This window comes from Brevundimonas sp. GW821-FHT10A07 (assembly GCF_059415785.1).
In genome coordinates this window covers 26675-40958 of record NZ_JBWKNX010000011.1, presented here as the reverse complement: position 1 = coordinate 40958, position 14284 = coordinate 26675, and the positions used below count along the sequence as shown (strand labels likewise).

At 66.7% G+C, this 14284-nt stretch carries 18 protein-coding genes and 1 other RNA gene; 6 read left to right on the top strand and 13 right to left on the bottom strand.

Features of this window, described 5'->3' with window-relative positions:
• Window positions 1-48 precede the first annotated feature (48 nt).
• The gene (locus AC07NC_RS10645; protein ID WP_494569522.1) at window positions 49-2406 is read right to left on the bottom strand and encodes an ATP-dependent helicase; all 2358 of its coding nucleotides are present in this window, start codon (window positions 2404-2406) and stop codon (window positions 49-51) included.
• Between the two features lie 121 nt (window positions 2407-2527).
• On the opposite strand from AC07NC_RS10645, the gene AC07NC_RS10640 reads away from it, so the two are divergent.
• Window positions 2528-2782 (top strand): hypothetical protein, encoded by a 255-nt coding sequence (locus tag AC07NC_RS10640; protein WP_494569521.1) that lies wholly within the window; start codon window positions 2528-2530, stop codon window positions 2780-2782.
• Here the strand turns inward: AC07NC_RS10640 and AC07NC_RS10635 are convergent.
• Genes AC07NC_RS10635 through AC07NC_RS10625 form a run of 3 tightly spaced genes read right to left on the bottom strand, consistent with a single transcriptional unit; the run spans window position 2763 to window position 4145 of the window.
• Window positions 2763-3482, bottom strand: a complete 720-nt coding sequence (locus AC07NC_RS10635) for an SIMPL domain-containing protein (protein WP_494569520.1) — start codon at window positions 3480-3482, stop codon at window positions 2763-2765. The genes AC07NC_RS10640 and AC07NC_RS10635 overlap by 20 nt on opposite strands.
• Window positions 3483-3507: 25 nt before the next feature.
• The gene (locus AC07NC_RS10630) at window positions 3508-3732 is read right to left on the bottom strand and encodes a ribbon-helix-helix domain-containing protein (protein ID WP_035305995.1); all 225 of its coding nucleotides are present in this window, start codon (window positions 3730-3732) and stop codon (window positions 3508-3510) included.
• Window positions 3729-4145 carry a YbaY family lipoprotein gene (locus tag AC07NC_RS10625; protein WP_494569519.1) on the bottom strand — a complete coding sequence of 139 codons (417 nt, stop codon included), beginning with the start codon at window positions 4143-4145 and terminating at the stop codon, window positions 3729-3731. Before AC07NC_RS10625 ends, AC07NC_RS10630 begins: the two co-directional genes overlap by 4 nt.
• A gap of 107 nt (window positions 4146-4252) precedes the next feature.
• Here AC07NC_RS10625 and AC07NC_RS10620 point away from each other — a divergent pair, with 107 nt between their 5' ends.
• Window positions 4253-5143, top strand: a complete 891-nt coding sequence (locus tag AC07NC_RS10620; protein ID WP_494569518.1) for a DMT family transporter — start codon at window positions 4253-4255, stop codon at window positions 5141-5143.
• Between the two features lie 3 nt (window positions 5144-5146).
• Here the strand turns inward: AC07NC_RS10620 and AC07NC_RS10615 are convergent, their stop codons facing one another.
• Window positions 5147-5323, bottom strand: coding sequence for a DUF4169 family protein (locus tag AC07NC_RS10615; RefSeq protein ID WP_008264174.1), 177 nt, complete (start codon window positions 5321-5323; stop codon window positions 5147-5149).
• Window positions 5324-5325: 2 nt separating this feature from the next.
• Window positions 5326-6570 carry a patatin-like phospholipase family protein gene (locus tag AC07NC_RS10610; protein WP_494569517.1) on the bottom strand — a complete coding sequence of 415 codons (1245 nt, stop codon included), beginning with the start codon at window positions 6568-6570 and terminating at the stop codon, window positions 5326-5328.
• 228 nt (window positions 6571-6798) lie between these two features.
• Here AC07NC_RS10610 and AC07NC_RS10605 point away from each other — a divergent pair, with 228 nt between their 5' ends.
• The gene (locus AC07NC_RS10605; protein WP_494569516.1) at window positions 6799-7185 is read left to right on the top strand and encodes a YccF domain-containing protein; all 387 of its coding nucleotides are present in this window, start codon (window positions 6799-6801) and stop codon (window positions 7183-7185) included.
• 2 nt (window positions 7186-7187) lie between these two features.
• Here the strand turns inward: AC07NC_RS10605 and AC07NC_RS10600 are convergent, their stop codons facing one another.
• The 3 genes from AC07NC_RS10600 to fumC are packed head-to-tail and all read right to left on the bottom strand — an operon-like array spanning window position 7188 to window position 9321.
• The gene (locus tag AC07NC_RS10600) at window positions 7188-7625 is read right to left on the bottom strand and encodes an AAA family ATPase (RefSeq protein ID WP_494569515.1); all 438 of its coding nucleotides are present in this window, start codon (window positions 7623-7625) and stop codon (window positions 7188-7190) included.
• Between the two features lie 12 nt (window positions 7626-7637).
• Window positions 7638-7925, bottom strand: a complete 288-nt coding sequence (locus AC07NC_RS10595; protein ID WP_494569514.1) for an AAA family ATPase — start codon at window positions 7923-7925, stop codon at window positions 7638-7640.
• A 4-nt stretch (window positions 7926-7929) separates the two neighbouring features.
• On the bottom strand, window positions 7930-9321 hold the full coding sequence (gene fumC, locus AC07NC_RS10590; protein WP_494569513.1) for a class II fumarate hydratase: 1392 nt from the start codon (window positions 9319-9321) through the stop codon (window positions 7930-7932).
• Window positions 9322-9425: 104 nt separating this feature from the next.
• On the opposite strand from fumC, the gene AC07NC_RS10585 reads away from it, so the two are divergent.
• Window positions 9426-9782: a RusA family crossover junction endodeoxyribonuclease gene (locus tag AC07NC_RS10585; protein ID WP_494569512.1), complete on the top strand. Its 357-nt coding sequence runs from the start codon at window positions 9426-9428 to the stop codon at window positions 9780-9782.
• Between the two features lie 4 nt (window positions 9783-9786).
• Here the strand turns inward: AC07NC_RS10585 and AC07NC_RS10580 are convergent, their stop codons facing one another.
• From AC07NC_RS10580 to miaA, 3 genes are all read right to left on the bottom strand, one after another.
• Window positions 9787-10257 (bottom strand): SspB family protein, encoded by a 471-nt coding sequence (locus AC07NC_RS10580; RefSeq protein ID WP_008262374.1) that lies wholly within the window; start codon window positions 10255-10257, stop codon window positions 9787-9789.
• Between the two features lie 89 nt (window positions 10258-10346).
• Window positions 10347-10714: a transfer-messenger RNA gene (gene ssrA / locus AC07NC_RS10575) on the bottom strand.
• Window positions 10715-10724: 10 nt separating this feature from the next.
• On the bottom strand, window positions 10725-11618 hold the full coding sequence (miaA, locus tag AC07NC_RS10570; protein WP_494569511.1) for a tRNA (adenosine(37)-N6)-dimethylallyltransferase MiaA: 894 nt from the start codon (window positions 11616-11618) through the stop codon (window positions 10725-10727).
• A gap of 53 nt (window positions 11619-11671) precedes the next feature.
• Here miaA and AC07NC_RS10565 point away from each other — a divergent pair, with 53 nt between their 5' ends.
• Complete coding sequence (locus tag AC07NC_RS10565; RefSeq protein ID WP_494569510.1) at window positions 11672-12748, top strand: Mrp/NBP35 family ATP-binding protein; 1077 nt, start codon at window positions 11672-11674, stop codon at window positions 12746-12748.
• A gap of 75 nt (window positions 12749-12823) precedes the next feature.
• The gene (locus tag AC07NC_RS10560) at window positions 12824-13921 is read left to right on the top strand and encodes an NADH:flavin oxidoreductase (protein ID WP_494569509.1); all 1098 of its coding nucleotides are present in this window, start codon (window positions 12824-12826) and stop codon (window positions 13919-13921) included.
• Between the two features lie 34 nt (window positions 13922-13955).
• Here the strand turns inward: AC07NC_RS10560 and AC07NC_RS10555 are convergent, their stop codons facing one another.
• The gene (locus AC07NC_RS10555; protein ID WP_154725504.1) at window positions 13956-14276 is read right to left on the bottom strand and encodes a YbjQ family protein; all 321 of its coding nucleotides are present in this window, start codon (window positions 14274-14276) and stop codon (window positions 13956-13958) included.
• Between the last annotated feature and the right edge of the window lie 8 nt (window positions 14277-14284).

Sequence of the window (14284 nt, the reverse complement as noted above, 5' to 3'; positions counted from 1 at the left end):
TTAGGCCAAAGCTTGGCCGGCGGCAAAGGCGGATGACGCCCGCCCCTTTTAGCCCGCCTTCTCCACGAAACTGTCGATCACCCGTTTCTCGCCGGCCTTTTCGAAATCGACCAGCAGTTTATTGCCCTCGATGACGCGGACGTGGCCGTAGCCGAACTTCTGGTGGAAGACGCGCTCGCCCTTGGTCCAGCCGGAACTCGACTTGGGATCGGCGGTGGCGATCAGGCGGCCGTCGCCCTCGATCACGGCCTTGCGGGCGGGGATCTTGTTCGGCGTCTGGGCGGCGGTGAAGCTTTGAGCGCGTTTCCAGCCGGGCGAGGAATAGCCGCTGCCGAAGCTGGGTGCGTCGTCCCAGCGGCTCTTGGCCTCCTTCATCCCGGCGGAGGCGCCGTAGTAGCCGGTGTCGGACTGGGGATCGACGTGGGCGATCGGCAGTTCGTCGACGAAGCGGCTGGGCAGTTGCGAGGTCCAACGGCCGTAGACCAGGCGGTTGGCGGCGAAGGAGATGCGGGCGTCCTGCTTGGCGCGGGTGACGCCGACATAGGCCAGGCGGCGTTCCTCCTCGAGGCCCTTCTCGCCTTTTTCATCGATGCTGCGCTGGCTGGGGAAGACGCCTTCCTCCCAGCCCGGCAGGAAGACCAACGGGAACTCCAGCCCCTTGGCGCCGTGAAGGGTCATGATCTGGACCGCCCCGTCGCCGTTCGGATCGTCGCTGTTGGCGCGTTCCAGGTCCATGACCAGGGAGACGTGCTCCAGATAGGCCTGCAGCGTCTCGAACTGCTGCATCGACTGGGTCAGTTCCTTCAGGTTGTCCAACCGCGTCTGGCCGCTGGTCCGGTCGGCCTTCTGCATCTCGGTGTAGCCGCTCTCCTCCAGCACCGTCTCCATGACCTCCCAATGGGGCGTGGTCTCGGACAGGGCGCGCCAGCGGTCGAGGTCGCGCACGAAGTTGGACAGGGCGGTGCGGGTGCGGGCCTGAAGCTCGTCGGTGTTGATCAGGCCGCGCACCGCCGTCAGGGCCGACAGGTCGTGTTGGCGGGCCAGTTGCAGGATCTTCTGTACACTGGTGTCGCCGATGCCGCGCTTGGGCACATTGACGATCCGCTCGAAGGCCAGATCGTCGTCCTCGGACTGGATCAGCCGCATATAGGCGTGGGCGTCGCGGATCTCGGCCCGTTCGAAGAAGCGCGGGCCGCCGATGACGGCATAGGGGATGGCCAGCATGACCAGCCGTTCCTCGAAGGCCCGCATCTGGAACGAGGCGCGGACCAGGATGGCCATGTCCTTGTATTTCAGGCCCGGCTCGCCCGCATGGGGACGGCGCGCGGTCTCGATCTCGTCGGCGATCAGCCGGGCCTCGGCCTCGCCGTCCCAGACGCCCCGCACCCGCACCTTGTCGCCGCTGTCGTCCTCGGTCCACAGGGTCTTGCCCAGCCGGTCGCGGTTGGCGGCGATCAGGCCCGAGGCGGCGCCGAGGATATGGCTGGTCGAGCGATAGTTCCGCTCCAGCTTGACGATCTTGGCACCGGGGAAGTCCCGTTCGAAGCGCAGGATGTTGTCCACCTCGGCCCCGCGCCAGCCATAGATCGACTGATCGTCGTCGCCGACGCAGCAGACATTGCCGGTCGAGGCCGTCAGCAGCCGCAGCCACAGATACTGGGCGACATTGGTGTCTTGATATTCGTCCACCAGAATGTAGCGAAACCGGCGACGATATTCGTCCGCCAGGTCCGCATGTTTGGACAGGATGGTGATGTTGTGCAGCAGCAGGTCGCCGAAGTCGCAGGCGTTCAGGCTGCGCAGGCGGGCCTGATAGGCGGCGTAAAGACCCTGGCCCTTGCCGTTGGCGAAGTCCTCGCCGGGTGGCAGTTTCTCGGGCGTCCAGCCCCGGTTCTTCCAGTGGTCGATCAGGCCGGACAGCGACTTGGGCGTCCAGCGTTTGGTGTCGATATTGGCGGCTTCCAGCAGCTGTTTCAGCACCCGTTCCTGGTCGTCGGTGTCCAGGATGGTGAAGCTGGACTTCAGCCCGACCAGTTCGGCGTGACGGCGCAGGATCTGGGCGGCGATGGAGTGGAAGGTGCCCAGCCAGCGCAGGCCCTCGGCCGAGGGACCGATCAGATGGGTGATCCGCTCGCGCATCTCGCGGGCGGCCTTGTTGGTGAAGGTGACGACCAGCAGTTCCCACGGCCTGGCCCGGCCGGTCGCCAGGATGTGCGCCAGCCGCGTGGTCAGCACCCGCGTCTTGCCGGTGCCGGCGCCGGCCAGAACCAGGACCGGCCCCTCGGTCGCTTCCACCGCCTCGCGTTGTTCCGGATTCAGCCCTTCGAGATAGTCGCGCGGTCCCGCCCCGTCGGGCGCTCGGGCGCGGGCCAGGTCGGAGATGCGGGGGGCGGGAAGATCGGTCACAGGCTTTGAGACATCCGGCAGGCAGAATCAAAACCGGAACATAAGGGGACCGGAGGGCGATGTCAGGGCCGTCGCCCAAATGAAACCTTGGAACTGGCTTCGGCGCAGGCCGGTTCCTTGGATGATGGGACGAGACGACCAGAAGATCGAGGAGACGCCGGATCGCACCCCCAAGGCTGCGAAGGCGGGTTGGCGCGCCTTCGCCTTGGGCATGATCGGCATGTTCGCGCTCATCATCCTGTGGATCGTCATGGCCGAAGCGGCAGACGATCCCCACGGCGACGCGGCGTTGATCGAACGGCCGCAATCCGCCGAGGAGAGGACGCTGGAACGCCGCGAGGCGCAGGCCGATCGGCCTATTTCAGACTATAGGTGATGGTGGTCACGACCCGGACCTTCTTGTCGATCGAGGCGGCTTCGTCTCCGCCGGCGCCGTCGCGCGGCAGGATTTCGAAAGAGCCCTGTGTAGCCTGACGGATCGGGCCAAGCGGGGTGCCGGAATCCTTGGCGAACTGTTCGGCCCCGGTTCGCGCCGCCGCCGTGCCCTCTGCGATCATCTGGGGCCGAACATCGTTCAGCTTGGTGAAGACATAGGAGGGACCCTGGAAGTCCTGCAACACCACGCCCTGCCGCACCAGATCGTTCAGGGCGCGGGTCGTCGTCTGAACCCGGGCGACGTCGTTCGTGCGGACGATGACCGTCTGGGCCAAGATGAAGCGCGGCCCGCCGTTCTGGGCGGCGTATTCGCGCGACCGGGTGTCGGCCACCTCCAGCCGGCCCAGATCGACGGCGTCGGCCGGATAACCCTGAGCCGTCAGGAACTGCCGCACCAGGGACAGGTCGCCGTCGATGCGTGTCTGAACTTCAGACAGAACATCGCCCGATGCGGTGAAGCGCAGCGGCAGGACCGCCAGATCGGCCTTCACATTGCGTTCCGACAGGCCGCGAACCGTCACGGTCCGGTCCCCGGCCCGCGCATGGATCACGCCCTGACCGACCAGGGCGCCGGCGCCGATGAGCCCCAGGGCCAGAAGGCTCCCGATGACGGTGGCGGGAATGAGACGACTATTGTCCATGGCGGCTTCCTTTTATGCTCAAGGTTTACGCTTTTACACCATGCTCCGCCACCCAGTTCAGCGCCAGCAGGCGGCAGGCTGAAGCCAGGGGACGGCGTCCCCGGCCGGCGTCGATGTCGGCCAGAAGCTGGGCCTTGCTGAGGCTGCGGGTCTGGGCAATCCGGTCCAGAACCGCCCAGAACTCGGGCTCCAGCGCGACCGAGGTCGCGTGGCCCGCCAGAACGACGGACCGTTTGGCCAGGCCGCTCACCGCGCCGACTTCAGCACGATCTCGGCGAAGGCCGGAGCGCCCTGGGTCAGGACCGCGTGACGGGTGTCGGTGACGAAGACCAGGGCGCCGGCGGCGTCGCGGATCTCGGCGCGCGCGGCATAGGCATTTCCCGGGTCGATCTGGGCCGTGGGGAGGCCCAGGCTGACGCGATAGGGCGGGGCGCCGGTCAGGGACTCGCTGGCCTCGGCCAGGACCAGGGCCGGGGCGTCGGCCCGGCTGACGTCCTCGACCCGCACCGTCAGCACATGGCCGGGCGGCAGCATGATTCGCTCGCGGTACAGGGCGGTGACCGTCACGACGGTCGTGCCTGCGCTCATCTCCGGACCGGTCGGCGCGACGGCGCAGGCGGCCAGCACCAGACCGGCGGGCAGGATCAGGGGGGCGTAACGCATGGCGGTCTCCTCTAGAGGACAATCAGTCTGTCATACTCGGGCGCAAGACGTGAGCGGCGCTTTCGCGACGTCGATGATAAGCGGGCTTCGCCCGTCGGAGCCTGTCCATGAGTCGCCCCATCACCATCCTCGCCATCGCCGTCTGCGCCCTGATCTGGGGCACGACCTGGTTCGCCATCACCCTGCAGCTGGGCGTGGTGGATCCGATCGTCTCCATCGTCTGGCGGTTCGGACTGGCTGCGGTCGTTCTGTTCGCCTTCTGCGCCCTGACGCGGCGTCCGCTGCGCCTGACCCGCGCCCAGCATCTGGCCGCCGTGGGGCAGGGCGCCTTCGTCTTCGCCGTCAGCTACGGCTTCGTCTATGCGGCGGAGGAACGCGTGGCCTCGGCCGTCGTCGCCGTCATCTTCGCCGCCCTGGCCTTCGTGAACCTGATCCTGTTTCGGGTTCTGGAGCGCCAGAAGGCCGCCGCCGGCGCCTGGCAGGGGGCGATCCTGGGGGTGTGCGGGGTCGCCGTCCTGTCGTTCGGACAGTTGTCGGGGGCAGGCGTCTCCGCGGGTGCGGCGCCCGTTCTGGGCGTGGTCTTCGCCTTGATCGCCGTCCTCGCCTCGGCCTTCGGCAACTGGTTCGCCTGGCGCGGCCAACAGGCCGGCGCGCCGGTCATGGGCGCGACCGCCTGGGCCATGGCCTATGGCACGGCCATGGTGGCGGTCTATGGGTTCGCGACCGGCGTGGAATGGCGGATCGAGCCGACCCCGGCCTATATTCTGTCTCTGCTGCACCTGTCCCTGTTTGGATCGGTGATCGCCTTCGGGCTGTATTTCACCTTGGCGCGGCAACGCGGCTATGCCCTGGCCAGCTATATTTCGGCCCTGACCCCGCCGATCGCCGTCATCATGTCGGTCCTGTTCGAGGGCGCCCATGTCGGCGTGACCATGCTGATCGGCCTGATCCTGGTGCTGGGCGGCCAGGTCCTGTTGATCCGCGCGCCGAAGGCCTAGGGATCAGTCGTCCAGCTTCTGTCCATCGAGCTGCCGGGCGGCGCGCTCGCGCTCCTTGTCCGCAGACTGTTTCTGAGCCTTGGTGCGGCCATGGGCGGCGCGGTTGGCGGCGGCGCGGGTCTTGTCCTCGGCCTTGGTCCGCGCCTTTCGCGCCCGGTTCAGATTGATGATCTCGGCCATGTCTAGGGCTGCGGCGCGGCGGAAGTCGGCGTCTCCGGCTCCTTGGGCCTTAGGGCCTCGGGCACTTGATCCTCGGGGAGGACAGCGGGGGGAATGAAGACGGGACCCGACGCGGCCTGGTCGAGCCGGGTCCAGCCGTCCGCTGACCGGCCCCGCTCGCGGCCCAGGTTGAACAGGGCGGTCATGGTCGGCTGGTCGAATTTCAGACTGGACGCCTCGACGTTGTCGGGTATGGCCGCCAGCGACATGGTCATGCCGTTGCGCTGGGCGAAAGCCGCCGTGGTCGCCAGATGGGTTCGCAGCGAGGCCTTGCTCATACTGTCGTAGCTTCGCATCAGAATGGCCGTCAGCCGGCCCGAGGTGACCCCGTCATTGCGACCGACCTGTCCATTGACGACGACGTACAGGCTGCCGACGCCCCGCTCTTCGCGCTTGCGGGTCCAGAGGGTCAGGTTCTCCGGAATGGCGAGGAAAGGGGTGTTCACGCCGCCGTCGGCGTGCATCTCCATCACCACGGTTTGGTCCGGTTGCAGCCCCGCGATGAGGACCGGCGGGAAGACGCCGGGAATACTGGCTGAGGCCACCAGCACTTCCTTGAACAGGGCGCGCGAATTCTCGTCGTTCTGGCTGGCCAGGAGGCCCATGTCCCAGATGACGGTCTCCTCGCTGTCGAGGTTCGTCGTGGCCACCAGCAGGCGGCGGCCCTTGGCGTGTTCACGGGCGATAGCCTGCAACAGGTCCAGGGTGACGTTCTCGTCCACCAGCTTGCGCAGGGCGCCGGCGCTGAACAGGCTGGGGTAGAGGAAGATCGCCAGACTGCGCCAGCTCAACAGGCTGCTGGCGCCCCCTCCCGTATAGGCATAGCCCAGTTGCGGATCCCATTCGGACCCGGCGAAGGCGAAGGGCGCGGCGAGAGCGCCCGTGCTGACCCCCGTGACGATGTCGAAGACCGGACGGTCGCCCCGCTCGGTCCAGCCCACCAGAAGCCCGGCGCCATAGGCTCCGTTGGCGCCGCCGCCGGACAGGGCCAGGATCGAAAGGGGCCGCCCCGTCGATAGCCGCTCGCCCACTTCCTGGGAGAAAGCCGCCAGCCGGGCCGCGTCATTGGCGCGAATGCGCGGATCCCGCGCCGGTATCAGGGCGCCGTCCGCGATGCGCAGCGGTCCTGTCGGCCGGTCCAAGGTGCCGCATGACGCCAGCGACAAGGCCATGACGACCGCCAGCAGACTCGAACAGATTCGTCTCATCCGATGCGTTCTCATTGAAAATCCCCGTCAGCGTTCATACCGCTGCGACGGGCCCCTTGTCATCCCGGGGGGTGCAAGGGCGGTCTCTAAGCACTGCGTTTTGACGTCGAGCGGGTGACCGGTCCCCCTGAGCCAGGAGAGCCGGGTGAAAGCGAATTAACGAATGCCCCGCTGTCGCAGGCGGGGCGTTTTGGCTATCTGTATGGCCACGCCTGCCGGAGAGCTGAAATGATCCGCCTGATCCTGAATATCCTGTGGTTCTTTTTTGGCGGCTGGCTGTCGGGTCTGCTGTGGTTGCTGGGCGGTGCGATCCTGGCCCTGACCATCGTCGGCTTGCCGTGGAGTTTCGCGGCCTGGCGGATCGCCAGCTATTCCTTCTGGCCGTTCGGGCGGGAGATCGTCTGGCAGGACACCCATCCGGTGGCGGGCTGCTTGGGACTGGTGCTGAACGTCGTCTGGTTCGTCGTGGCCGGCTGGTACATCGCCCTCTCGCACCTGATCATCGCGGTGGCCGAGTTCGTATCCATCATCGGCATCCCCTTCGCCCTGAAGGACCTGGAGCTGGCCAAGCTGGCCCTGGCGCCGGTGGGACGAACGATCCGCGACAAGCCCTGAGCTCAATCGAGTTCCAGCAAGATGTTCAACATCATCTCGCGACGAGTAAGGAAGTTGCGAGTGACCTGATAATGGTCGGTATCCTCGTACTCGATCCGTTCGAGCCCATGGTCTGACGCCTGATAGATCCAGGCGTTGGGATAGCCGAGCAGGATGGGCGAATGGGTGGCGATGATCAGCTGCGACCGCGCCATCACCAGTTCGTGCAGACGCGAGAGGAAGGACAGTTGCCGGCTGGGCGACAGGGCGGCCTCCGGTTCGTCGAGAATGTAAAGGCCGTCGCCGATGAAGCGGTTATCGAACAGGGCGAAGAAAGACTCGCCGTGGGACTGCTCATGCAGTCGGCGGGCGCCGTATCGTTCGCCTCTGACCTCGGGATCCTCCAGATAGGAGGCGACCGTGAAGAAGCTCTCCGCCCTCAGGAAGAAGCCGTCCTGCACCCGCTGCGCCGATCAAACGGGCCGGACGAACCTGTGCAGCGGGGAATGGCTGTCGCGCGTGCCAAAGCGATGTTCGCGGCCGCCGCCTTCGGCATTGAACCCCCAGGCCACCGCCAGGGCCTCGATCAGCGTGGACTTTCCCGAGCCGTTCTCACCGACCAGAAAGGTCACGTTCGGATGGAAGGCCAGCCGGTCGAGCGTGCGCACGACCGGCAGGTTGAAAGGATAGACGGAAGCGTCCCAGCCGTCTCGGCGCTCGAAAAGGGCCTCGATCCAGTAGGGACGCTCCAGCGCGGTCATCGCATCAGCCCGGCGAGATCATCTTCTCGGGGCGGACCGCCTCGTCGAACTCGGCGTCGGTCAGATAGCCGCCGCCGACGGCTTCCTCGCGCAGGGTGGTGCCGTTCTTGTGGGCCGTCTTGGCGATCTTGGCGCAGAGGTCGTAGCCCAGCTTGCCGTTCAGGGCGGTGACCAGCATCAGCGAGTTGTTCAGGCCGCGCGCGATGTTGTCTTCGCGGGCCTCGATACCGACGACGCAGTTGTCGGTGAAGCTGATGGCCGCGTCGGCGACCAGGCGGACCGACTGCAGGAAGTTGTAGGCCATGATGGGATTGTAGACGTTCAGCTCGAAATGCCCCTGCGAGCCGGCGAAGGTCAGGGCGGCGTTGTTGCCGAACACCTGGACGCAGACCTGGGTCAGGGCTTCGCACTGGGTCGGGTTGACCTTGCCGGGCATGATCGACGAGCCCGGCTCGTTCTCCGGCAGGGCCAGTTCGCCCAGGCCCGAACGCGGGCCGGAGCCCAGGAAGCGGATGTCGTTGGCGATCTTGAACAGGGAGGCGGCGACGGTGTTGATGGCGCCGTGGCTGAAGACCATGGCGTCATGGGCGGCCAGGGCCTCGAACTTGTTCGGCGCCGTGGTGAAGGCAAGCCCGGTGATCTCGGCGATCTGGGCCGCGACCTTTTCGGCGAAACCGATGGGGGCGTTCAGGCCGGTGCCGACCGCGGTGCCGCCCTGGGCCAGTTCCATCAGCTTGGGCAAGGTCTGTTCTATCCGCTCGATGCCGTTGGCGACCTGTTGCGCATAGCCGCTGAACTCCTGACCCAGCGTCAGGGGGGTGGCGTCCTGGGTGTGGGTGCGGCCGATCTTGATGATGTGGGCCCAGGCCTTGGCCTTGGCGTCCAGGGCGGCGTGCAGGTGCTTCAGGGCCGGGATCAGGTCGTTGACCACCTGTTCCGCGCAGGCCACGTGCATGGCCGTCGGATAGGTGTCGTTCGACGACTGGCTCATGTTGACATGGTCGTTGGGGTGGACCGGCTTCTTGGAGCCCATCTCGCCGCCCAGGATTTCGATGGCGCGGTTCGAGATCACCTCATTGGCGTTCATGTTCGACTGGGTGCCCGAACCCGTCTGCCAGACGACCAGGGGGAAGTGGTCGTTCAGCCTGCCTTCGATGACCTCGTTGGCGGCCTTGATGATGGCGTCGGCCAGGGCCGGATCCAGCTTGCCCAGGTCGCGGTTGGTCTCGGCGGCGGCGCGCTTGACGATGCCCAGGGCGCGCACGACGGGCAGGGGCTGTTTCTCCCAGCCGATCTTGAAATTGCCCAGCGACCGCTGCGCCTGGGCCCCCCAGTAGCGGTCGGCGGCGACCTCGATGGGGCCGAAGGTGTCGGTTTCGATACGGACGTTGCTCATGGGCGGATCTCGTCTCAGACGTGGCGGTTGGTTGCGCGGCGGTGTAGCACGGCAGTCATGCAGGGCAAGAAGAGCGCAGCCATCCTCCGACCAAAGGCGAACCCATGACGGCCGGCTGGATCGGAACAGGCAAGGTCCGCGCGCGAGAAGACGGGGAGGCGGTCGAGATCGTCATCGAAGGCCTGACCACCCAGGCCAAATACTACAAGCCGCTGGTCTATGAGTTCATGCGCAAGGAATGGGCGTCACGACCGTCGTGGGGCGATCATGTCGTCGAAATCCGCATGGAGCATGTCGGCGAGCCGCCGTGGATGGATCTGGACAACCTGGCCAAGGCCCTGCTCGATTCCATCAAGGGCTATCTGTTCCACGACGACGCCCAGGTCGCCCGCCTGCTGGTCGAGCGACGCGAGGGCGAGAGGGAGCGGATCATGATCCGCTCCTATCCCCGTCGGGACTGAGCCGTCACTTTTTCCGGAACTGGTCCAGCGACACGACCTTGGGGCCGTCGGAGCCCGGCGTTGGATCCTCGGGCGGCGTCGCTTCTTCGACCGCCTCGACGATTTCGGGCTCGTCGAACTGAAGCAGGAACTGGACGCTGGGGTCGTAGAATCGGGTCACGGCCGAATAGGGCATGGCCAGGGTGCGCGGCACGCCGCCGAACCGTAGCTTGACGGAGAACCGGTCGGCCTCGACCTGCAGGTCCTCGTACTGATGTTGCAGCACCACAGTCATTTCGTCCGGGTATTTGGCCAGCATGTCCGGCGGGATGCTGACCCCGGCGGCGCGGGTCTTGAAGGTGATGTAGAAGTGGTGGGCGCCCGGCAGGCCTTCGGCCAGAACATGGTCGAGCGCAGAACGGATCACGCCGCGCAACGCCTCGTGCGCCAGCCGCTCATACTGCATCTCATCGACCGGAGGGGTCTGGTCGGTCATCGTCACCTCGCAATTCAGCGCGACTGATAGCGTCGCCGGTCCCGCCGCGAAAGATGCGAATAGGGTAAACGGACAGTATGTGCGGAAGAAACGCCGGGATTCTGTTGCCAGGCTCCCGACAGGCCCCGCCCAAGGATCTGAACCCCTAGGACTTAAGATTCGAAATCACCCGAACCGCATTACGCGGCGAGAGCGACTTCTCCAGCGAAGTTATCGTTCGCAGTTAGAAAATGGCCCGATACGGTGGGCCAGGACGAGCGAAAGCAATCCTCTTTACACGTCCGTCGATGCTAGTCGGCCCCATGCTGCCTCCGCCGATAACGCGGGGAGAAAGTTGGTGGAGCCGCCGGGAATCGCACCCGGGTCCGGTCCGCTTATTACAAGCGCGTTTATCGCTATAGTCCGGCCGAAACCGGACAGGTCCAATATAGGCGTTGCGCGAACGCTTTCCAAGCGCCGCGTGCGTTTCAAACCCGCGCCCAGCCCGGGGTCTGGTTCCTGAACCAGGTCAGCTGGCGTTTGGCGTAGTTTCGGGTCGCCTGTTTCAGGGCGTCGATCGCTTCATCCCGACCGACCTCTCCGGCCAGATACGCCGCCAATTCGCGCACCCCGACCGCCTTCATGGCCGGCAGGGCCGGGGACAGATTCCGCGCGGTCAGGGCGCGCACCTCGTCGAGCGCGCCGTTCTCCATCATCAGGTCCACACGCCGGTCGCAGTTGGCGTAGAGGTCCGCACGGTCCGGTTCGATGACCCGTCCCCTCCATGACCCCGGCGACAGCAGGGGGCGAGTGTCCGCCTTCCAGTCGCTCAAGGCGCGGCCGCTGGCCGAATGGACGCTCATGGCGCGGACCAGCCGTTGGCGGTCGCCCTGTTCGATGGAACGGGCGGCTTCGGCGTCGATTTCAGCGAGACGGGCTCGGAATGCGGCTTCGCCTTGCGCCATATAGTCCGCCTCGACCGCGTCGCGGACGCTCTGAGGCACAGGGGGAATCTCCGCCAGTCCGCGGGTCAGGGCAGTGAAATAGAGACCGGTGCCGCCGACCAGGATCGCCGGCCGCCCGTCGGCGCGTGCGATATCCAGCAGATTCAGGGCCGCACGGCTCCATTTCCCCACCGACCAGGCGTCCGCCGCATCGGCGACGCCGTACAGCCGGTGATCGGCCTGGGCCTCGTCTTCAGGCGACGGGCGGGCGGTCAGGACGCGCAGATCGGCGTAAAGCTGCTGACTGTCGGCGTTGATGATCAACGCCCCGGTCTCGCGCGCCAGATTCAACGCCAGGGCCGACTTGCCCGAGGCGGTCGGACCCGCGATCAGGGTGACTGAAGGCGGCTGGGACAAATGGAGGCTCGCAGGCGACATCCATGGGCGATAGAACGCGGCCCTTGTCGCCTGCAAGTCTTCTGGAGACCGCCTTGGTCGAACGTTCCGCCGTCATCGCCGCCCTCGACGCCGTCATGGACCCGGTCTCCGGTCAGGGGTTGTTCGCCTCGGGCCTCGTGCAGGGACTGGTGGTCGCTGAGGACCGCGCCGGCTTCGCTCTTGAGGTGGATCGCAGCCTGGTCGCGACCTATGCGCCCGTTCGCGACGCGGCCGAGGCCGCGCTGAAGGTCCTTCCCGGCATGAACCGCGTGTCGGTGATCCTGACGGCCGAAGCCAAACCCGGACTCGCCAAGCCGGCGGCGCGCACCGCAGGCCTTTCGAAGGCCGCTGTGGATCAGGGGCGCGCCAAGGCGCCGGTCCCCACCGATCGTCCGGCCCATGTCCGTCGCGTCCTGGCCGTCGCCAGCGGCAAGGGCGGGGTGGGCAAGTCGACCGTGGCGGTGAACCTGGCCGCCGCCCTGGCCGCGCGCGGCCTGTTGGTCGGGATCCTCGACGCCGACGTCTATGGGCCGTCGCTGCCCACCATGCTGGGCATCAGCGGCCAGCCCGCCTATGAGGACGGCGCCATCGTTCCGCATCAGGCGCACGGGCTGAAGGCCATGTCGGTCGGCCTGCTGACCAGGATGGACGACGCCATGATCTGGCGCGGCCCCATGGCCTCCCAGGCCATCACCCAGATGCTGACCCAGACCCGGTGGGGCACGTCGGAGGCGCCGCTGGACGTGCTGGTGGTCGATCTGCCGCCGGGCACCGGCGATGTGCAGTTGACCCTGATCCAGAAGACGCCGCTGGACGGCGCCGTCATCGTCTCGACGCCGCAGGAGGTGGCCCTGGCCGACGCGCGGCGGGCGCACACCCTGTTCCAGCGCGTGAACGTGCCGACCCTGGGCCTGATCGAGAACATGACCGGACCGATCTTCGGCCAGGGCGGGGCGAAAGCCGAGGCCGAACGTCTGTCGATTCCCTTCCTCGGCGACCTGCCCCTGGACGCCGGCCTGCGCGAAGGGGGAGACGCCGGTCGTCCTCCTGTCGCAGCCGATCCCTCGGGGCCGATCGCGGGCCGGTTCGCGGCGATCGCTGAACAGGTCGCCACGGCGCTGGGTCTCTAGAAATCGTCGGGACGGGGGTTTTCAAACGCAACCCTATTCGCCACCTTGGGGCTTACATATCACCGAGGAGTTCCGATGAGCGTCGACGCCCTGTTCCGCCCGTTCACCGTCAAGGGTCTGACCCTGCCCAACCGGATCGTCATGGCCCCCATGACCCGGTCCTTCTCTCCGAACGGGATTCCGACGTCCGACGTCGCCGGCTATTATCGCCGCCGGGCCGAGGGCGGGGTCGGGCTGATCGTCACCGAAGGGACGGTCGTCGAACGGCCGGCCGCCCGCAACGACGCCAATGTGCCGGTCTTCCACGGCGAGGCCCTGCCGCACTGGAAGACGGTGGTGGACGAGGTCCACGCCGCCGGGGGGCTGATCGCGCCGCAGATCTGGCACGTCGGATCGGCGCGGGGCCAGGGCGCCGACTGGACGCCGCTGGGCAAGGTGGACAGTCCGTCGGGCCTGACGGGGCCGGGCAAGGCCAAGTACGAACCCATGACCGAAGAGGACATCGCCGACACCATCGCCGCCTTCGGCCGGTCGGCGCGCGCGGCGCGCGAACTGGGCTTTGACGCCGTCGAGATCCACGGCGCCCACGGCTATCTGATCGACCAGTTCTTCTGGAGCGGCGTCAATGTGCGCGAGGATCGCTGGGGCGGCCCGACCATCGCCGAGCGGGCGCGCTTCGGCGCCGAGGTGGTCAAGGCGGTGCGTGAAGGCGTGGGCGACGACATCCCCGTCATCCTGCGCCTGTCGCAATGGAAGCAGCAGGACTTCGCCGCCCGCATCGCCGAGACGCCGGACCAGATGGTCGAATGGCTGACGCCGCTGTCGGACGCCGGGGTCGATGTCTTCCACTGTTCGCAGCGCCGCTTCTGGGAGCCGGAGTTCGAGGGATCGGACCTGAACTTCGCCGGCTGGGCCAAGAAGCTGATGAACAAGCCCACCATCACTGTCGGCTCGGTGGGCCTGGACGGGGAATTCATCGCAGCATTTGGCGGCGAAGGATCCAAGCCCGCCTCGTTGGACGGCCTGTTGCGTCGTCTGGAGAATGAAGAGTTCGATCTGGTTGCGGTCGGCCGCGCGCTGCTGGCCGATCCGCACTGGGTGCAGAAGATCCGCGACGGGCGCACCGACGAGTTGCGCAACTTCGAGCGCTCGGACCTGATGACCCTGTCGTGACGCGATTGGTCGAGTCGGTCCGTCTCTGCGGAGGTCAGGCCGGCTCGACGATCACGGCCGTGCCGTAGCACAGTACTTCGGTCACGCCGGGCATGATCTCGGTCGCGTCGTAGCGGACGGCGAGAATGGCGTTGGCGCCGTGTTCCTGGGCATGTTTGACCAGTTCGTCATAGGCTTCCTGACGCCCGGCCTCGGCCAGTTTCACATAGGCGCCGACGCGGCCGCCCAGCATCGACTGGACCCCGCCGATGGCGTCGGAAATGGCGTTACGCGAGCGCACCGTCACGCCGCGCACCAGGCCGATATGGCGGGTGACGCGGAAACCGGGCAGGTCGTTGGTGGTCGTGACGTACATGGACTTCT